Source organism: Mycobacterium sp. (assembly GCF_049608025.1).
Lineage (GTDB): Bacteria > Actinomycetota > Actinomycetes > Mycobacteriales > Mycobacteriaceae > Mycobacterium.
In genome coordinates this window covers 35,287-54,001 of the sequence record NZ_JBMYXC010000015.1, presented here as the reverse complement: position 1 = coordinate 54,001, position 18,715 = coordinate 35,287, and the positions used below count along the sequence as shown (strand labels likewise).

General features: G+C 66.1%; 19 protein-coding genes. 6 read left to right on the top strand and 13 right to left on the bottom strand.

Annotated elements, in window-relative coordinates; genetic code table 11:
- Window positions 1-23: 23 nt before the first annotated feature.
- Window positions 24-731 carry a phosphoadenylyl-sulfate reductase gene (locus ACPGXI_RS07720; protein ID WP_526651467.1) on the top strand — a complete coding sequence of 236 codons (708 nt, stop codon included), beginning with the start codon at window positions 24-26 and terminating at the stop codon, window positions 729-731.
- Window positions 728-1,432, top strand: coding sequence for a sirohydrochlorin chelatase (locus tag ACPGXI_RS07715; protein WP_526651465.1), 705 nt, complete (start codon window positions 728-730; stop codon window positions 1,430-1,432). Before ACPGXI_RS07720 ends, ACPGXI_RS07715 begins: the two co-directional genes overlap by 4 nt.
- Before the next feature lie 24 nt (window positions 1,433-1,456).
- On the opposite strand, the gene ACPGXI_RS07710 is transcribed toward ACPGXI_RS07715, so the two are convergent.
- A complete protein-coding gene (locus ACPGXI_RS07710) occupies window positions 1,457-2,482 on the bottom strand; it encodes a sulfate ABC transporter substrate-binding protein (RefSeq protein ID WP_526651463.1) in 1,026 nt (341 codons plus the stop codon).
- A 101-nt stretch (window positions 2,483-2,583) separates the two neighbouring features.
- Entirely contained in the window at window positions 2,584-2,805 is a 222-nt protein-coding gene (locus ACPGXI_RS07705) for a hypothetical protein (RefSeq protein ID WP_526651462.1), read from the bottom strand.
- Between the two features lie 85 nt (window positions 2,806-2,890).
- On the opposite strand from ACPGXI_RS07705, the gene ACPGXI_RS07700 reads away from it, so the two are divergent.
- Entirely contained in the window at window positions 2,891-4,897 is a 2,007-nt protein-coding gene (locus ACPGXI_RS07700; protein ID WP_526651460.1) for a glycoside hydrolase family 15 protein, read from the top strand.
- 72 nt (window positions 4,898-4,969) lie between these two features.
- Here the strand turns inward: ACPGXI_RS07700 and ACPGXI_RS07695 are convergent, their stop codons facing one another.
- The 3 genes from ACPGXI_RS07695 to lepA all read right to left on the bottom strand — a co-directional run bounded on the left by ACPGXI_RS07695 (window position 4,970) and on the right by lepA (window position 8,521).
- Window positions 4,970-5,701: a sensor domain-containing protein gene (locus tag ACPGXI_RS07695; RefSeq protein WP_526651531.1), complete on the bottom strand. Its 732-nt coding sequence runs from the start codon at window positions 5,699-5,701 to the stop codon at window positions 4,970-4,972.
- A gap of 17 nt (window positions 5,702-5,718) precedes the next feature.
- Window positions 5,719-6,474 carry a sensor domain-containing protein gene (locus ACPGXI_RS07690; protein WP_526651458.1) on the bottom strand — a complete coding sequence of 252 codons (756 nt, stop codon included), beginning with the start codon at window positions 6,472-6,474 and terminating at the stop codon, window positions 5,719-5,721.
- 91 nt (window positions 6,475-6,565) lie between these two features.
- A complete protein-coding gene (lepA, locus tag ACPGXI_RS07685) occupies window positions 6,566-8,521 on the bottom strand; it encodes a translation elongation factor 4 (protein ID WP_526651529.1) in 1,956 nt (651 codons plus the stop codon).
- Between the two features lie 59 nt (window positions 8,522-8,580).
- On the opposite strand from lepA, the gene ACPGXI_RS07680 reads away from it, so the two are divergent.
- Entirely contained in the window at window positions 8,581-9,183 is a 603-nt protein-coding gene (locus ACPGXI_RS07680; RefSeq protein WP_526651456.1) for a type II toxin-antitoxin system PemK/MazF family toxin, read from the top strand.
- Between the two features lie 9 nt (window positions 9,184-9,192).
- Here the strand turns inward: ACPGXI_RS07680 and ACPGXI_RS07675 are convergent, their stop codons facing one another.
- Together ACPGXI_RS07675 and ACPGXI_RS07670 are read right to left on the bottom strand one after the other, a co-directional pair.
- Window positions 9,193-9,819 carry a GNAT family N-acetyltransferase gene (locus tag ACPGXI_RS07675; protein WP_526651454.1) on the bottom strand — a complete coding sequence of 209 codons (627 nt, stop codon included), beginning with the start codon at window positions 9,817-9,819 and terminating at the stop codon, window positions 9,193-9,195.
- A 4-nt stretch (window positions 9,820-9,823) separates the two neighbouring features.
- Window positions 9,824-10,252 (bottom strand): CBS domain-containing protein, encoded by a 429-nt coding sequence (locus ACPGXI_RS07670; protein WP_526651452.1) that lies wholly within the window; start codon window positions 10,250-10,252, stop codon window positions 9,824-9,826.
- 109 nt (window positions 10,253-10,361) lie between these two features.
- Between ACPGXI_RS07670 and ACPGXI_RS07665 the strand changes: the two genes are divergently transcribed.
- Window positions 10,362-11,219 carry a ribonuclease Z gene (locus ACPGXI_RS07665; protein WP_526651450.1) on the top strand — a complete coding sequence of 286 codons (858 nt, stop codon included), beginning with the start codon at window positions 10,362-10,364 and terminating at the stop codon, window positions 11,217-11,219.
- A 12-nt stretch (window positions 11,220-11,231) separates the two neighbouring features.
- Here the strand turns inward: ACPGXI_RS07665 and ACPGXI_RS07660 are convergent, their stop codons facing one another.
- From ACPGXI_RS07660 to ACPGXI_RS07650, 3 genes are read right to left on the bottom strand one after another with little or no spacing between them, the layout of a single operon-like run.
- The gene (locus ACPGXI_RS07660) at window positions 11,232-12,071 is read right to left on the bottom strand and encodes a transglutaminase-like domain-containing protein (protein ID WP_526651448.1); all 840 of its coding nucleotides are present in this window, start codon (window positions 12,069-12,071) and stop codon (window positions 11,232-11,234) included.
- 1 nt (window position 12,072) lies between these two features.
- A complete protein-coding gene (locus tag ACPGXI_RS07655; protein WP_526651446.1) occupies window positions 12,073-13,050 on the bottom strand; it encodes an alpha-E domain-containing protein in 978 nt (325 codons plus the stop codon).
- A complete protein-coding gene (locus ACPGXI_RS07650) occupies window positions 13,050-14,714 on the bottom strand; it encodes a circularly permuted type 2 ATP-grasp protein (protein WP_526651527.1) in 1,665 nt (554 codons plus the stop codon). Before ACPGXI_RS07650 ends, ACPGXI_RS07655 begins: the two co-directional genes overlap by 1 nt.
- Window positions 14,715-15,011: 297 nt before the next feature.
- On the opposite strand from ACPGXI_RS07650, the gene rpsT reads away from it, so the two are divergent.
- A complete protein-coding gene (rpsT, locus tag ACPGXI_RS07645; protein ID WP_526651444.1) occupies window positions 15,012-15,272 on the top strand; it encodes a 30S ribosomal protein S20 in 261 nt (86 codons plus the stop codon).
- Between the two features lie 49 nt (window positions 15,273-15,321).
- On the opposite strand, the gene holA is transcribed toward rpsT, so the two are convergent.
- From holA to ACPGXI_RS07630, 3 genes are read right to left on the bottom strand one after another with little or no spacing between them, the layout of a single operon-like run.
- Window positions 15,322-16,284, bottom strand: coding sequence for a DNA polymerase III subunit delta (gene holA / locus ACPGXI_RS07640; protein ID WP_526651525.1), 963 nt, complete (start codon window positions 16,282-16,284; stop codon window positions 15,322-15,324).
- A gap of 10 nt (window positions 16,285-16,294) precedes the next feature.
- A complete protein-coding gene (locus ACPGXI_RS07635; RefSeq protein ID WP_526651442.1) occupies window positions 16,295-17,788 on the bottom strand; it encodes a ComEC/Rec2 family competence protein in 1,494 nt (497 codons plus the stop codon).
- 8 nt (window positions 17,789-17,796) lie between these two features.
- Window positions 17,797-18,678 carry a ComEA family DNA-binding protein gene (locus ACPGXI_RS07630; protein ID WP_526651440.1) on the bottom strand — a complete coding sequence of 294 codons (882 nt, stop codon included), beginning with the start codon at window positions 18,676-18,678 and terminating at the stop codon, window positions 17,797-17,799.
- Between the last annotated feature and the right edge of the window lie 37 nt (window positions 18,679-18,715).

The following is an 18,715-nucleotide window of genomic DNA, read 5'->3' as shown; positions in this document are numbered from 1 at the left end:
TGCGCGAAGAGCGGAAGGCGGAGATGACGGAATTGATCGCGGAAACGGATCTGCAGGCCCTGGCCGAGCGCGGCGCAGCTGAACTCGGCGCCGACGCCAGTGCCGAAGACCTGCTGGGCTGGACCGACGAGCACTTCGGCGTTGGCTACATCGTGGCGTCCAACATGCAGGATGCGGTGTTGGTGGATCTCGCGGCCAAGGTTCGCCCTGGTGTGGATGTGCTGTTCCTTGACACCGGGTATCACTTCGCCGAAACGATCGGCACCCGTGATGCCGTCGAGGCCATCTACGACATCAACGTCGTCAACGTTCGCCCTGAAAACACTGTGGCCGCGCAGGATTCGCTCTTCGGTAAGAACTTGTTCGAGCGCCAGCCCAACGAATGCTGCCGGATGCGCAAGGTCGAACCGCTGTCCAGGGCGTTGAGCGGCTACTCCGCCTGGGTGACCGGCATTCGTCGGGTGGAAGCGCCGACCCGCGCCAACGCCCCGCTGATCAGCTGGGACAAGGCGTTCGGCCTGGTGAAGATCAACCCGCTGGCGGCGTGGAGCGACGAGGACATGCAGAGCTACATCGACAGCAACGGCATCCTGGTCAACCCGCTTGTCTTCGAAGGCTATCCGTCGATCGGATGCGCCCCCTGCACGAACAAGCCCACCGAGGGCGCCGACGCACGCAGCGGTCGCTGGGCAGGTCAGACCAAGACGGAATGCGGGCTGCACGCCTCGTGAGGCTGGTCCTCACCGCGCACGGTAGCGCCGACCCGAGGTCGGCATCGACAGCGCACTCGCTTCTCGCCTGCATCCGTCGGCTACGGCCGGGACTGGACGCACGCGTGGCCTTCTGCGAACAGAACTCCCCGAATCTGCGCGATGCGCTCGCCTCGACGAGAAGCGGCCGAGCGGTGGTGGTCCCGCTGCTTCTGGCCAATGCTTACCACGCACGGGTCGACATCCCCGCGATGATCGCTGAGTCCGGCGCCGACGCCCGCCTGGCCGAGGTACTCGGCGAGGACGACAGGTTGATCCATGTGCTGCGCCAGCGACTCGAGCAAGCCGGGGTCTCCCGACTTGATCCCGGCGTCGGAGTGCTGGTGACCGCGGTCGGGTCGTCACGACCGGGGGCCAACGTTGCCACCGCGGCGGTGGCGCGTGAGCTGACGCTGATGACGCGGTGGAAAGCCGCGACCGCGTTCGCCACCGGCCCGCGGCCGACGCTGACCGAAGCCTCAGGACTGCTGCGCGAGCGCGGCGCCACGCGACTGGTCATCGCGCCCTGGTTTCTGGCCCACGGACGCATCACCGACCGCGTGGCAACGTTCGCCCGTACACAGGGCATCCCGATGTCGGCGCCTCTCGGCGCCCATCGGCAGGTGGCCGAGACGGTGCTGGACCGCTTCGACGCGGCCACCGCAGCCCGCGCCGCGGCATAGAAGCCCGCTGGTCGACCGCGGTGGTCATCCAGTCGCCTGCCGGTAGATCTTGGTGATGCTGCCGGTGTCCTTGTTGAAGAGTTCGGAGTCGACCTTCGCCCAACCGCCCAGGTCGTCGATGGTCCACAGCTTCTCCGGTGCCGGGAACTTGTCAGCGAATTCAGCCAGCACAGCTGGGTCGACCGGCCGGAAGTTGGCCTCCGCCCACAACTTCTGCGCCTCGGGCGTGAACTGGAAGTTCACGAACTCCGTGGCCTTCTCCTGGTGCCGGCTGGAAGTTACAACAGCCACCGGGTTCTCGATTTTGAAAGTCTGCGGTGGATTGACGTATTCGAGGTCGAAGTTCATCGCCTCGTTCTCGTAAGCCAGCAGCACATCGCCGGTGCCGTTCTTGAACACATCGGTGGCCTCGCGGCCCGACCCCGGACGCAATCTGACGTGCTCAGAGACCAGCTCGTTGACGAAGTCGAGACCCGCTGCCGGGCTCTGCCCACCCCTGCTGGCCCAGGCGTAGGGGGCAAGCAGGTTCCACTTGGCCGCACCCGAACTCAGCGGGCTGGGCGTGATGACCTCGATTCCTGGCTGCAGCAGGTCGTTCCAATCGCGGATATTCTTGGGATTGCCGGGGCGTACCGCGAAGCTGACCACCGATCCGAAGGGAATTCCCCTGGTGGCGCCGGCATTCCAGTTTTCGTTGACATCTCCGGCCTCGACGAGCCGGGTGATGTCGGGCTCCCCGGAGAAGTTCACGAGGTCGGCGGCCTTACCTGATTCAACGGCCCGAGACTGATCGCCAGACGCTCCGTATGAGCCGTCGACGGCGACGCCCTCGCCTTCTTCGGTGGCCGCGAAAGCAGGTCCCACCTTCGACCATCCGGGCTCTGGAACCGCGAACGCGACCAAGGCGAGTGTGGTCTCGGCGTCAGAGCCGCCACCTCGGTCGCCGACGACATCGCCGGGTCCGCCACCGCAGGCAGCGAGAACGGCCACCGACAGGGCCGACGCCACAGCCGCGCGCCCGAGCGACGTGTTTTTCAGGATCGTCTGCATTGCCGACCTTCCCGGGTATCAGCGGGTGAACAGCCACATGACGACCACGAGAACCAGCAGCGCGGCCAGCGCCAGCGTCACCTGTGACCGGGGCATGCCGCTCATGCATCGCCTCCCTCGCGGTGGCCGTCGGCACCGTCCCTGTCGGTGCGCCGCGCCAGCTTCAACAGCCGCACCCCGTTACCCAGTGCGCCGTCGAGCAGCACCGCGATTCCATAGGCCACAGCGAGCACCACCGGCATCACCACCACCGTCTGGGCGATGAAGGGCAGCCCCGACAGCCACAGCTCCACCCCGTCCCACCAATTCAGGAAGCCGCCCATCCGGTCAGACTATGCGTCCGGAAGCTGGGCGAAACACTGGGCGTATCGGTAGACGACGGGGCACTCGACAGTCGATGATGTGCCAATGGTTCTGCAGCAGCACAGCGACGCGTCCGATGGAGCTCACCTCGACAGCGGTTCGGCCTTCGGCGTCGTTTCCGAGCCGCTGCCCCACACCAGCGGCTCCCTGCGCAACCCGTTTCCGCCCATTGCCGACTATGCCTTTCTGTCCGACTGCGAGAACACCTGCCTGATCTCGTCAGCCGGCTCGGTGGAATGGCTTTGCGTGCCACGCCCGGACTCCCCCAGCGTGTTCGGGGCGATCCTGGACCGGGGGGCGGGACACTTCCGGCTGGGGCCCTACGGTGTGTCGGTGCCCGCGGCGCGGCGCTACCTGCCCGGCAGCCTGATCCTGGAGACCACCTGGCAGACGCATACCGGCTGGGTGATCGTGCGGGATGCCCTGGTGATGGGCCCCTGGCATGACCTCGAAACCCGGTCCCGCACGCATCGCCGCACGCCGATGGACTGGGACGCCGAGCACATCCTGCTGCGCACCGTGCGGTGTGTGAGCGGCACCGTCGAGTTGGTGATGAGCTGCGAGCCGTCGTTCGACTATCACCGCGTGAGCGCCAACTGGGAATACTCTGCGCAGGCGTACGGCGAGGCGATCGCGCGCGCGACCAAGAACCCCGATTCGCATCCGACGATGCGGCTGACCACCAACCTGCGCATCGGGCTGGAGGGCCGGGAAGCGCGCGCACGTACCCGGCTCAGTGAGGGCGACAATGTGTTCGTCGCACTGAGCTGGTCCGGGCATCCGGCCCCGCAGACCTATGAGGAGGCCGCCGAGAAGATGTGGACGACCAGCGAGTGCTGGCGCCAATGGATCAACGTCGGCGACTTCCCCGACCATCCGTGGCGGTCCTATCTGCAGCGCAGCGCACTGACCCTGAAAGGTCTGACCTACTCTCCGACCGGCGCGCTGCTGGCCGCCCCGACCACCTCACTGCCCGAGACCCCACACGGTGAACGCAATTGGGACTACCGGTACGGGTGGGTGCGCGACTCCACGTTCGCGCTGTGGGGCCTTTACACGCTGGGCCTGGACCGCGAGGCCGACGACTTCTTCGCGTTCATCGCAGACGTGTCCGGCGCGAACAACGGTGAACGGCAACCGTTGCAGGTCATGTACGCCGTCGGCGGGGAACGCACCCTGGTCGAGGAGGAACTCAACCATCTGTCCGGGTACGACAACGCCCGCCCGGTACGCATCGGCAACGGCGCATACAACCAGAGGCAGCACGACATCTGGGGCACCATGCTCGACTCGGTGTACCTGCACACCAAGTCGCGCGAGCAGATCCCCGAGACGTTGTGGCCGGTACTCAAAGAACAGGTCGAGGAAGCCATCAAGCACTGGCGGGAACCCGACCGCGGCATCTGGGAGGTGCGCGGCGAGCCACAGCACTTCACCTCGAGCAAGATCATGTGCTGGGTTGCGCTCGATCGCGGCGCCAAGCTGGCCGATTTGGAAGGGGCGAAGTCCTACGCGCAGCAGTGGCGGGCGATCGCCGAAGAGATCAAGGCCGACATTCTCGAACACGGCGTCGACTCACGCGGGGTGCTCACCCAGCGCTACGGCGACGACGCGCTGGACGCCTCGCTGCTGCTGGCGGTGCTGACCCGGTTCCTGCCACCCGACGATCCACGAATCCGCGCAACAGTCCTGGCCATCAGCGAAGAACTGACCGAAGAAGGTCTCGTACTGCGCTATCGGGTGGAAGAAACTGACGACGGACTGTCCGGCGAGGAGGGCACGTTCACCATCTGCTCATTCTGGCTGGTGTCGGCGCTGGTCGAGATCGGCGAATTCAGCAAGGCCAAGCATCTGTGTGAACGGCTGCTGTCGTTCGCCAGCCCGCTGCACCTCTACGCCGAGGAGATCGAACCGCGGACCGGACGGCATCTGGGCAACTTCCCGCAGGCGTTCACCCACCTGGCCCTGATCAACGCCGTGGTGCATGTGATCCGCGCCGAGGAGGAGGCTGACAGCTCCGGGGTCTTCCAGCCGGCCAACGCACCGATGTAATTCGGTGACCGCGTGCGGCGGCGATCCCCGCGCCACTGACCTCGAACACCGAGCGGCAACCGCGAACCGCAGCTACTGGCCGGCGGCGTTCTCGATCATCGCGCTCGCGATCTGAACCGAGTCGTCGAAGATGCTGTAGCCGCACGCCCACACCTCGACGGTCAGGTTGGACACCAGCGACAGCGTGTGCTGGCAGGCCCATCCGCCGGCGTCCTCTTGACTGGCCATCTGGGTGATCATCGTGTCACCGACTTCGACCTCGTCGAGAATCCAGACGTAGTCCCCGTCGGCCACCGCGATCGCCTCGTTGGCACAGTCCTGCCAGGTGGCCGAGGAACTGTCGAAGAAGTCCTGAGCATTGGCGGCCGCCGGATACAGCACCGCCGTCTGCTCGACCCAGTGATCATTGTCCTGGTCGGGTTCGCGCGCCACTTGATCGCGCACCGCGATCCAGTCCGTGCCTTCATACACCGGATCCTCGGCTCCGTAGATCGCGCCGAGGCAGTCCGGGTCGGAAACGTCCGCGGAGTGGTCGGTCATCTCCTCGAGGTCGCTGGTGACCTCCATCCGAGTCGAGCCGACAATGCTGTTGAGCTCACTGATGGTCAGCAGAATGTCATCCAGCATGGCCTCGTCCAGCGGTGGAACACTGCGCAAGTCGGCGCCCGGGCCCTGTGCCCGGATCGCCGTGCCCTCCACCTCGCTGACGCAGGCCGACAGCAGCACAGATGCCGCGAGCACCGCGCCGACGGCACAGGTGCGGGGCGAGGTAGGGATGCGGTTCCAGATCTTCAGCTTTGCCATCATCAGCTTTGCCATCATCAGCGTTGCATCGAAATCTTGTCGAGAATCAATTCGACGACGCCGGTGGCGGGCCGTGGGCCGGCCGTGGCGCGAGGATCGGTGACTTCCACGTCGACGATGCAGTCGCCGGCCACGCCGAGAGCCCGCGCGACGCTCGCCGAACCGGCACCGCCCGAGGCATGCAGCACCGTCGCCGAGACCACTTGATCGTCGTAGACCACGTCGCCGATCCTGCTCAACTCCCCGGCCCCCGGTCCGGAGGCGAGCAGTGCCACGGTCTGACCGTTGCAGCGTCGCCACTGCTGGGCCGTCGCGGCGAAGAACTCCTGCGCGTCGGCGGCGCTCGCCATCTGCACTACCCCGAAAAAGCCCGAGACCGGCGGACCCTCGAAGCCGCCGCCCGCCCACGAACTACTGGTCACCGACCGGACGTCGCCGCCGTCATAGACGGCCTTCTGCAGGCGGTAGGCAGTTCCGACGCAGTCCACCGGAGTCGCCTCGGCGTCTCCAACGCTGCGCAGCAACATCTCGTCGCCCCCCTCGACGACTTGCCCCATGAGGCCGTGGGGTCCGGTACCCAGCGTCGCCGACAGTTCCTGGGCACTCGGCAAGAACTCTCCCAGCGGAATCGCTATCGAAGGTTGGGCGGCCTCGATGATGCGTACGACAGGTCGATCGTCGACCGGGGCGCCGACACAGCCCACGAGCGCGGCGCACCCGCCGACCACGACGGCGATACGCGTACCGCGCTTCCCTGAAATCCGGCCCGCCATCTCGCCTCTCCTGCCGAAGCTGTCACTTCTGTAACACTTGAGTAGCACGTCGCGGGGGGACGCGGGAGCGGATCGGAATTCCTGCTTCGTGCTACTTCTTGTTCGCTTTGTCCTTGCTCGCCTTGTCCGCGGCCGCCTCGCTGGACAGAGCTGCGACGAACGCCTCCTGCGGAACCTCTACCCTGCCGATGGTCTTCATCCGCTTCTTGCCCTCCTTCTGCTTCTCCAACAGCTTGCGCTTGCGCGTGATGTCTCCGCCGTAGCATTTGGAGAGCACATCCTTGCGGATGGCCCGGATATTCTCGCGGGCAATGATTTTCGATCCGATGGCAGCCTGCACCGGCACCTCGAACTGCTGGCGCGGGATGAGTTCCTTGAGCTTGGTGGTCATCTTGTTGCCGTAGGCGGCCGCGGAGTCCTTGTGGACGATGGCGCTGAACGCATCGACCGCCTCACCCTGCAACAGGATGTCGACCTTGACGAGGTCGGCTTGTTGCTCGCCTGCCTCCTCGTAATCCAGGCTGGCGTAGCCGCGGGTACGTGACTTCAACGCGTCGAAGAAGTCGAAGATGATCTCGCCCAACGGCATGGTGTAACGCAGTTCGACGCGTTCCGGCGACAGGTAGTCCATGCCCCCCAGTTCGCCGCGGCGGGCCTGACACAGTTCCATGATCGTGCCGATGTACTCGCTGGGCGCGATGATCGTCGTCTTCACCACCGGTTCGAACACGGCGCCGACCTTGCCCTGCGGCCAGTCTGATGGGTTGGTCACGATCAGATCGGAGCCATCAGCCGCGCCGTCCAAGACCACTCGGTAGACGACGTTCGGAGAGGTCGAGATCAGGTCCAGATCGAACTCACGTTCCAGCCGCTCCCGGGTGATCTCCATGTGCAGCAGACCCAGGAATCCGCAGCGGAACCCGAACCCGAGCGCCACCGACGTCTCCGGCTCCCAGGTCAACGCGGCGTCGTTGAGCTGAAGCCGTTCCAGCGCGTCGCGCAGGTTCGGGTAGTCGGAACCATCGACCGGGTAAAGGCCCGAATAGACCATCGGCTTGGGTTCGCGGTAGCCGGTCAGCGCCTCGATCGCCCCGTGCCGTGCCGAGGTGACGGTGTCACCGACCTTGGATTGCCGGACATCTTTCACACCGGTGATGAGATAGCCCACTTCGCCGACCCCGAGCCCCTCCGTGGCCTTGGGTTCTGGCGAGACGATTCCTACTTCCAGCAGCTCATGGGTCGTGCCGCTGGACATCATCTTGATCTTCTCGCGCGGGTTGAGCTTGCCGTCCACCACGCGGACGTAGGTCACGACGCCACGGTAGATGTCGTAGACCGAGTCGAAGATCATCGCCCGCGCCGGTGCATCAGCGTCGCCGACCGGCGCCGGGATCAGCCGGACCACCTCGTCGAGCAGCTCGCGGACCCCCTCACCGGTTTTTCCGGACACCCGCAGCACCTCTTCGGGCTCGCAACCGATGATGTGCGCGATCTCACCGGCGTATCGGTCCGGGTCGGCAGCGGGCAGATCGATCTTGTTGAGCACCGGGATGATCGTCAGGTCGCGGTCCAGGGCCAGATACAGGTTCGCCAGCGTCTGGGCTTCGATGCCCTGGGCGGCATCGACCAGCAGGACCGCGCCCTCGCACGCCTCGAGCGCGCGCGACACCTCGTAGGTGAAGTCAACGTGGCCAGGCGTGTCGATCAGATGAAGGACGAAATGCTGGTCGTCGGCCTGCTCGCTGTTCGCCGTGATTGTCCACGGCAATCGCACGTTCTGGGCCTTGATGGTGATGCCCCGCTCGCGCTCGATGTCCATTCGGTCCAGATACTGGGCCCGCATGTCCCGATCTGCGACGACGCCGGTGATGCCGAGCATCCGGTCGGCCAGCGTCGACTTGCCGTGGTCGATGTGAGCAATGATGCAGAAGTTCCGAATCTGCGCCGGCGCAGTGAAGGTCTTGTCGGCGAAGCTGCTGATGGGAATCTCCTGGTGAGCGTGGTCGAGTCGGCACCCGAAAAGCCGACGCAAGCCCGTCAAGAGTATCGAGCACAACCCCCCGCGACACAATCGAGCATCCCGGCGTGCGCTTATGCTTGGCAGCTATGACGTCATCGTGGAAGACGTTTCAGCGCTTCTTGCTCAAGAACACCGAGAACCTGGTGTTCAACGAGGCACCAAAGCTCGTCGGACGACTGCAGCAGTCCGAGACCCTGCAACGCGGCATTCAGCAGGGCATCCGGATCGGTCTGGACGCCCTGGCCGGGGCACTCGACAGCCCCACCCCGGCGCTGCCCGCCGGCCGCCCGGTGTCCAGCACATTCGTCCCGACCGCACATCGCGCCCGCAAGGTCGGCTACGCGCCCGACCTGGACGGGCAGGCGGACCCGGGCGAGGTCGTGTGGACCTGGGTGGTCTACGAGGACGACCCGAGCAAAGGCAAGGACCGCCCGGTGCTGGTGGTCGGCCGCGACCACAGCAACCTGCTCGGCTTGATGCTGTCCAGCCAGGATCACCACCGAGACGACCCGAACTGGATCAGCATCGGCAGCGGCGGCTGGGACTACGAGGGCCGGATCAGCTGGGTTCGTCTGGACCGGGTGCTCGACGTCCCCGAAGAGGGCATCAGGCGCGAGGGCGCGATCCTGAACCGTGAGGTGTTCGACTTGGTCGCGACGCGCCTGCGCGCCGAGTACTCCTGGACCTGATGCCCGCCATCACCTCGACGCGCGCCACATCTGCCACATGGTGGGACCGCCGCCCGGGATGGTGATCTCACCGGTCACATCGAAGCCGAACCGCGAGTAATAGGGCAGGTTGGATTCATTGGTCGACTCCAGGTAGGCAGGTGCTCCCTCGGCATCGCACCGCTCGAGCCCTGACCGCATCAGCGCCTGCCCGAAACCCGCCCCGCGGACATCCGGGTCGCTGCCAATGACGGCCAGGTACCAGTGTGGCTCTTCGGGATGGCATTGCTTCATCAGCTCGGCGATGCTCTGGCCCCGCCTGACATGGCGTCCGATCGCCCAGAGGAAACTCGGCATCATCCGCAGGTCCTCCAGCGGTGTCTGTTTCCAGCGGCCCGGCGGATCCCACAGCGCCGCGGCACCCAGCGAGGCAGCACCGGTCGCCTCGGGCCTGCTCGCGACCTGGACCGATTCGCCTGCCAGAAAGTGGTACCGGGTCATCGCCCCGAACACCAACGGCAGCGCCCGAGCCCGACGCCCGTCATCGGGCAACATCCAACTCAGGACGGGGTCATCGAAGAAAGCCCGACCGAGCACGCGCGAGAGGCTTCGCACGTCCGCCTTCTGCGCGACGCGGACGTCGATCGCCGGAGGCACGCCCTCACCCCTGGGTGATGTACGCCTGGAGCTGCTGCTGTTCGCGTTCCAGCTCCTCCATGCGGGTCTTGACGACGTCGCCGATGCTCACGATTCCGACCAGCCGACCATCGACCACGACCGGGACATGCCTAACCCGGTTCGTCGTCATCAACGCGCTCAGGCTGTCGACCGAATCCTCCGGAGCACACGTTGCCACCACCGTCGTCATGATCTCGGACACCGGACGCCCCAGCAGGTCAGCGCCCACCTCGTGCAGCATGCGCACCACATCCCGCTCAGACACGATGCCCAGCAGCCCATCTGGCGAGACCACCACCAGCGCTCCGATATTGCGGGCGGACAACTCGGTCAACAAACCGGCGACCGAAGTCTCCGGGGTGATCGTGGCCACCGTCTCGCCCTTGCCCCGCAACACGTCGGATATCCGCATCGCACTCTCCGCCCGTCGTGACCTGTTACCCAACAGGCTATGCAATAAAGACCATCGCGTTCGGCGTTTTGCCCCCTCGGGCACCGCGACAGCGGGTTAGCTGGCTTCCATGATCGAAGTCACCCTGCTGGGCACCGGCAACCCCATCCCTGACCCGAACCGGGCGGGCCCGTCCACGCTGGTGCGCGCGGGCGATCAAACCTTCCTCGTGGACTGCGGTCGTGGCGTCCTGCAACGCACCGCCGCCCTCGGCGTGGGGGCCAACAGCGTGACCGCGCTGCTGTTGACACATCTGCACAGCGACCACATCGCCGACCTGGGAGACGTGCTCATCACCCGGTGGGTGTCGAACTTCGCTCCCGATCTCGCCCCGCTGCCGATCATCGGCCCCCCGGGAACCGCCGAGGTCGTCGAGAACACGCTGAAGGCCTTCAACTTCGATATCGGGTATCGCATCGCCCACCACGCCGATCTGAGCACGCCGCCACCGGTAGAAGTGGAGGAAGTGACCGACGGAGTGGTGTGGGGTCGCGACGGGGTCCAGATCCGGGTCGCACCCACCGATCACCGACCTGTCGCACCGACCATCGGATTCCGCATCGAATACGACGGAGCCTCGGTTGTGCTGGCGGGTGACACCGTGCCCTGTCCGACCCTCGACGAACTGGCCTCCGGCGCCGGGGCATTGGTACACACGGCGATTCGCCGAGATCTCATCGAACCGCTACCGATGCAGCGGATTCGGGACATCTGTGATTACCACTCGTCAGTTGAGCAGGCCGCCGAGACCGCCGCCCGGGCAGGCGTCGGCATTCTGATCCTCACCCATTACGTGCCGGCGATCCAACCAGGCCAGGAAGAGCAGTGGCGCGCACTGGCGGCTTCGGCGTTCGACCGAAAGATCGAGATCGGCGATGATCTGCACCGGGTGGAGGTCCACCCGGGAGTAGCTGCCGCGAAAGGCTAGATCCGGGAAGGATCAAGCCAGCCGGGTGATCTCAACGACGACATCGAGATCGGTGGACCCCTCACCCGAATAGATGCCCTTGAGCGGCGGGACATCGGAGTAGTCCCGGCCGACGCCGACGCTGATGTACTGCTCGTTGATCTCGGCGTCGTTGGTGGGGTCGTAATGCCGCCACTGCCCCGTCCACGCCTGTATCCAGGCGTGGCTCTGCCCGTCGACGGTCTCGCCCAGCTCCGCGTCGGGGTTGGGGTGTAGGTACCCCGACACGTACCGCGTCGGAATCCCCATGCTGCGCAACAGCATCAACGTCAGATGCGCGAAGTCCTGGCACACTCCCTTGCCTTCGCGCAACGCGTCGACACCCGACGTGTGCACTCCCGTGGTGCCGGGCACGTACTCCAGTTCGCCCTGCACCCACCGCGCAGCCTCGATGACGGCTTCGGCGGGTTCGTTGTACTTGGCGATGCGGCGCCCCACCCGTTGGATCCGCTTGCTTGCGGGAACGTAGCGCGTCGGGGAAAGCATCTCGTCGTATTTGTCGATCACCGCCTCGCCGGCCAGATCCTCCCAGCTGAGCTTGATCTCGGGCGGTTCGGGCCGGTCGGTCTCCACCACCGACGACGCTGTCACCTCCAATTCGGTGTGCGGCGCGTGCAGGTCGAACGACGTCACCGCGGTGCCCCAGTAGTCGACGTACCGGTATGTCCTGGTGGCCGGTACGGTCTCGACGCGGTTGAGGATGACGTTCTGCCGCAGGTCCGACCTCGGCGTGAGCCTTGCCTCGTTGAACGAGGCGGTAACCGGCGACTTGTAGGCATAGCCGGTGTCGTGGATAACTCGCATCCGCCACATCTCAGACCTCGCCCTCTTCGATCACCAGTGAGCCATCGCGACCCGCATCCGTCCAGGCCACCCACGGCGCCGTGTGAAAATACTCCAGCGCCAACGCTTCTCCGACATCAGCGCACATCACCTGAATTGTGGCGAGGCGTTCTTCCAGCGACTCCAGCAGCGCACCTTGGGGCAGGAACTCCAACTCACTGCGGGTGTTGCCGAGCAGGCGTTGCGCCTCCGCGGTGGCACCGACTCGGATGAATCGTCGCTTGTGCAGTTCGTCGAGGCTGTGTTCTGCCAGCCTCAGCGAGTACATCACCGAACGCGGGAAGGCCCGGTCCAGCACCATGAACTCGACGACGCGGGCAGCATCGAGCACGCCACGCCGCGTGCGCAGATAGGTGTCGTGCGCACCCGCGGAGTTCAGCACCGTCACCCATGCCGGCGAGGACGCGCTGTCGCCGACGCGGGACAGCAGCAGTCGCACCGTCATGTCGACGCGTTCGATTGCTCGGCCCAGCACCATGAACCGGTATCCGTCATCACGGGACAGGGTGGAGTCGGCCAGGCCGGCGAACATCGCTGCGCGACCCTCGACATACGACAAGAATTCATACGGTCCAAGGCGTTTGGCGGCTCGCTCCCGTTCGGGCAACGCGTTGTAGGTGGTGTTGAGGCACTCCCAGATCTCGGAGGAGGTGACTTCGCGCGCACCACGGGCGTTCTCTCGGGCAGACGAGATCGCCTCGACGATCGAACAGGCCCCATCGGTGTCCCGACTGAATGCCACCAGGTTCGTCAGCGACCACAGGTCCAAGGCTGACTCTGGCGCTTCGATCCCGAGCACCCGCAGCAGGGTGCGCGACGCTTGGTCGGGGTCCACGCTCGAGTCCTCGAGGAGTTGGTGGACGGTGACGTCGAGGATGCGGGCCGTGTCGTCGGCTCGCTCGACGTAGCGACCGATCCAGTAGAGCGACTCCGCGTTGCGTGCCAACATCAGTCCACTACCGCCCGTTGTTGTTGTTGCTGCTGCTGTTGTTGTTGACTTTGTTGTTGCTGACTTTGTTGTTGCTGACTCTGCTGGTGCGATGAGGATCCGTCGCCGTCCTTGTCGGCCTTGGATCCCTTGTCGGCCTTGGATCCCTTCGCGCGTTTGGGAAGCGAACGGACGATCTCGGCAGCGCCTAGTTCGCGGTCGGCCCGCGATGAGCGCGAGGCCAGCACCCAGGTGTCTTTGGACCCGCCGCCCTGGCTGGAGTTCACCACCAGAGAACCCTCCGGTAGGGCCACTCTGGTCAGCCCACCGGGCAGCACCCACACGTCGTCGCCGTCGTTGACCGCGAAGGGGCGGAGGTCGACGTGGCGCGGCGAGAGTTCATCACCGATCTGGGTCGGGACCGTCGACAACTGCACCACCGGTTGGGCGATCCAGCCGCGTGGATCAGCGTTGATCTTCCTGGTGATCGTGGCCAACTCCTTCTCCGATGCGTCCGGGCCGAACACGATGCCGTAGCCGCCGGAGCCCTCGACCGGTTTGATGACCAACTCGTCGACCCGGTCCAGCACCTCCTCGCGTTCCTCGTCCAGCCAGCATCGGAACGTGTCGACGTTTGCCAGCGATGGCTTCTCGCCGAGGTAGTACTCGATGATCGTGGGTACATAGGTGTAGACCAGCTTGTCGTCACCGACACCGTTGCCCACGGCGCTCGAGATGACCACGTTGCCGGCACGGGCGGCGTTGAGGATTCCCGCTACGCCGAGTACCGAATCCGGCTGAAACTGCATGGGGTCCAGATAGTCGTCGTCGATACGCCGGTAGACGACGTCGACCTGGCGCTCGCCTTCGGTCGTGCGCATGTACACGGTGTTGTCGCGGCAGAACAAATCGCGGCCCTCGACGAGTTCCACGCCCATCTGCCGGGCCAGCAGCGAGTGCTCGAAGTACGCGGAGTTGTAGACGCCCGGGGTCAACACCACGACGGTTGGATCGGCGACATTGTTGGCGGCGGCATTACTCAGGGCCCGCAGCAGATGCGAGGCGTAGTCGCCCACCGAGCGCACCCGATGCGTCGCGAAGAGGTCCGGGAACACCCGTGCCATCGAGCGGCGGTTCTCCATCACGTAGGAGACACCCGAGGGCGAGCGGAGGTTGTCCTCGAGAACCCGGAAGGTTCCTTGCCCGTCACGGATGAGATCAATGCCCGCGACATGGATGCGCACCCCGTTGGGCGGGAAGATCCCGATCGCCTCGCGGTGGAAGTGTTCGCAGGAAGTCACCAGCCTGCGCGGGATGACGCCGTCGCGCAGAATCTCCTGCTCGCCGTAGATGTCAGCCAGATACATCTCCAGCGCCTTGACCCGCTGGCGAATCCCCCGCTCCAGACGGGTCCACTCCGCCGCCGAAATCACCCGTGGCACCGGGTCGAGGGGGAACGGCCGCTCCTGACCCGAGAGCGAGAACGTGATGCCCTGATCGATGAACGCCCGACCGAGGGCTTCGGTGCGCGCTTCGAGCTCGGAGGCGTCAGAGGGGGCGAGTTCGGTGTGAATGCCCTTATAGGGTCCCCGGACGTTGCCATTGCGGTCGAACATCTCGTCGAACGCTTTGGCATACGTGCCCAGACTGTTGTAGCCACCGAAGACACCGTCGTGCTGCTTCACCGTCTTGGAGTTGCTGCGTGCGGTTCGTGCGGTCTCGGTTGCCAAAATCGCTCCTTCTCCTCGCACCAACGGCGTGGTGATCTGGTCGTGTCAGGTCCCCGCAGACGAGTCAGGTCCCCGTACGCCGCCATTGCGCGGGCGCACCCGTCCCATGCTGCAGCATTTCTGTCGTTTCGGCAGGCCAGTGGGTTCACTTTGGGACATTAATCGGCTCGCTGGTACCCTGAAGAGTCGCTGCCCACGCCGGGCGCCCACAGATTTAGGCAATCCCATCGAGATTTACGAAGGAATACACGCGTGGCCAATATCAAGTCGCAGCAGAAACGAGTCCTCACCAACGAACGCGCCCGACTGCGCAACAAGTCGGTGAAGTCCGCGCTGCACACCGCGATCCGTGGATTCCGTGCGGCCGTCGAGGCAGGCGACAAGGAAAAAGCAGGCGAGCTGCTGGCCTCAACCACGCGCAAGCTGGACAAAGCGGCCACCAAGGGCGTCATCCACAAGAATCAGGCCGCCAACCGCAAGTCCGCGCTCGCTCAAGCGTTCAACAAGATCTGAGTAGAACTTCCGACCGGCCAGCCTCCGTTCCGGTCAGCCTTCAGTCCGGTCATTCGTCGACGAGCTCCGCAACACTGCGGACCGCGGTCTCCAGCGCGTAATCGGGATTCGCTGCGGCACCTTTGACGTCAGCGTTGAGGCTGGCTACCAGCCGCATTGCTTCGGCGACCGAATCGCGCGACCATCGCCGCGCCTGCTTTTGCGCCTTCTGCACCCGCCACGGTGGCATGCCCAGCTCCCCGGCCAGCCGGTAGGGGTCACCGGACATCGGTCCGACGCGGGCGATCGCATGCACAGCCTCAGCGAGCGCGTCGGCCACGACCACATGGGGTTGGCCCCCCATCATCGCCCAGCGCAGCGCCTCGGCAGCCCCTGCGACGTCCCCGACGACCGCCTTGTCTGCGATGTCGAATCCCTTCACCTCGGCCTTACCGGAGTGGTAACGGCGCACGGCTGCCGCGTCCAGGTCTGCACCGGTGTCGGCAACAAGCTGCGAACACGCTGAGGCAAGCTCGCGAAGGTCGGAGCCGACCGCGTCGAGCACCGCGGTCACCGTGTCGTCATCGACCTTCACCCGGAGCGCGCGGAATTCCCGCCGGACGAAGTCTGCGCGCTCGGACGCCTTGGTGACGCGCGCACAAGGATGGACCTGTGCCCCCATCTTCCTGAGCCGCTCGGCGAGCGCCTTTGCCCGGCCGCCCCCGGAGTGGGCCACCACCAGCAGCGTTCCCTCGGGCAGATCCGCGGCGGCGGACTCGATGATGGCCACCGCGTCCTTCCCGGCTTCGGCCGCGGACTCCAGCACCACGACACGTTCATCGGCGAAAAGTGACGGGCTGAGCAACTCGGCGAGTTCACTGGTGCTGACCTCGCCCGCACGGAGCCGGTCGACCGGCATATCCGCAGCGCTGGCCGAGGGGTTACTGTCGCCCGCTGCTGCCCGTGCGTCCCGCAGCACCGACGCGATAGCGCGGTCCACCAGAAACTCTTCGTCACCCAGGATCAGGTGCAGGCCGGTCACCTCATGACTCACCGCCCGATCGTGTCATGCCCGGCTGACAGCACCAATGCCACACCAGCGCCGCGCCGAGCGCGGCAACAGCGACAACGGCCACACCAGCGGTACCCGACGGGACGCGCACGGACGCCGCCGGGAGATCCGCGGCCCGGCGGGCCACGGCCAGCAGCCACCACACTTCGGGACCGGTGAATCGGATCAGCAGCTCGGCGCCCGCCGGCCACAGCACACACAGCGCCGCAGCCGCGGTACCGATGACGGTGATCGGCGGGATCACCGGCGCCACCAGCAGGTTCGCCGCGACTGACACCAGGCTCACCGACCCGGAGATGCCTGCCACCAAAGGCGCTGTGACCAATTGGGCAGCGACCGCGACACTCACCGCATCCGCGAGGGGTCGTGGCCAGCCACGGTCGGCCAGCCTTCGCGACCATGCCGGGGCGACGAGCACCAGGGCCGCTGTGGCCGAGGCCGAGAGCGCGAACCCGACGTCGACAGCGAGTCGCGGGTCGGCCACCATGAGGACGAGCACGGTCGCCGCCAGCGCCGGAATGGCTTGTCGGCGGCGATGGGACAGCACCGCCAGGAGCGTGATCGCGCCCATGACGGCGGCTCGCATCACGCTCGGAGACGGCTGTACCACCACGACGAATCCGGCCAACGCCACCGCAGCCAGGCCGACGGCGGCTCGAGGCCCGATCAATCTCGCGGTCAACAGCACTGCGCCACAGACGATCGTCACGTTGGCCCCCGACACCGCGGTCAAGTGCGTCAGACCCGAGGTGCGGAAGTCGGCGGTCGTGGAGCCCGGCACGGCCGACATATCGCCGAGCACGAGCGCGGGCAGCATGGCCGCCTGGTCACCGGGCAGCGCCGTGCGAGACGCCTGCGCGAAGTGGTCGCGGATACGGTGGGCGGCCCGGTGTATGGGCGCCGCCTCACCCAAGGTGGGCTGGCCCCGCGCCGCCAGAACCGCGACGGTGAGGTCACGTCGCTTCGGCAGGCCGACTCGCGCCCGAAACGCAGCCGGCTGTCCGGCGATCAAGCGCGAGAATCCTGCACCGGAGGCGAAGACAAACACGTTGCCCGAGGATTGGACGCCGTCGAGTGCCAGCAGGGATCCGCGGAACATCAGCCGGCCACCCTCGAGCATGCGTGGAGTCTCGGTCGGGGTGACGACTACATCGGTGACCTCACCCAGGTGGCCCAGAATCCTATGGTGGCGAACCTCGTCAGCGCGCATCATCACCGCGACGGCGAACCCGGCGCCCACCAAGAACACGGTCGCAACGGCGGCCGCGAGCGCCCGCTTGTGCCCAGAACCTCCACCGCGGCTACCCCACCATCCCGCCGCCACGGTCGCAACAACCGCGACCGCAACCGCGGCCAGCGAACCGGCCTGGGCCCACAAAATCCCCGCAGCCGTTACTGCCCAACTGGTCAGCGCCGCCGGAACCAGCCGCAGATCCAGAGCCGGGGCGCCGGCGGGGTCGGGCATCACCCTGGTCACACACGGACGTGGTCGCGCAGCTTGTCCAGTCGGACCGGGCCGATGCCGTCGACGTCACCGAGCTGATCTACCCGGGCGAATCGGCCGTTGGCCTCGCGCCAGGCGACGATCGCCGCAGCGGTCACCGGCCCCACCCCGGGCAATGCATCGAGATCGTCGGCCGCGGCACTGTTCAGATCAATCAAAGTGTCTGAGCGCGAGTCTTTTTCAGCCGATGATGAACCGGCGCCGGGCGCGGCGGGATCGGAGACGATCGAGCTGCCCATCTGCACTGGCCGACCGGCTGGCGCACCGATACCGACAACGATCTGCTCACCGTCGGTGACGCGCCTGGCCATGTTCAACCCCATGACGTCGGCTCCCTCCAACGCCCCACCCGCGCCGTCCAGCGCGTCAGCGATCCGCGCCCCCGGAGCGAGGGTGACCAGGCCTGGTGTATTGACCAGGCCGATCACGCTGACCACAACGGGAACCGCTGGACCGGGCGCTCCGGTACCCGGCGTCGAAGCCGCCGACGAAACCGTTTCGACCGGCGGGAGTTTGGCAGACACCACAGCCGGCGGCCCATCACTGATCAAGCTCAACACCGTGACCAGCACAGCCACCCCGCCGATGATGCCCAGCGCCACTACACCGGCGCGGCCCGGATCGGCTCTGATCGTCGCGACCCAGCCGGCCGGGCCTGTTGAGTGGGACTCCGGCAGCCATCGGGACAGCGATGTCTCCGATGGCTCGTCGGCGTCCTCGGCGCCGGCCTCCTGGTCGGGCCGACCCTCCTCGTCGGGGTGGCTGTCCCGGTCGGGACGGCTGTCCCTGTCGGGGTGGCTGTCGGCACCCAGGCGTCTACGCAGCCGCTCGACAGGCAGTTCGATTGACATGCGCCGACGGTATGTCCGTCGCCCGACCTCGCCCGGC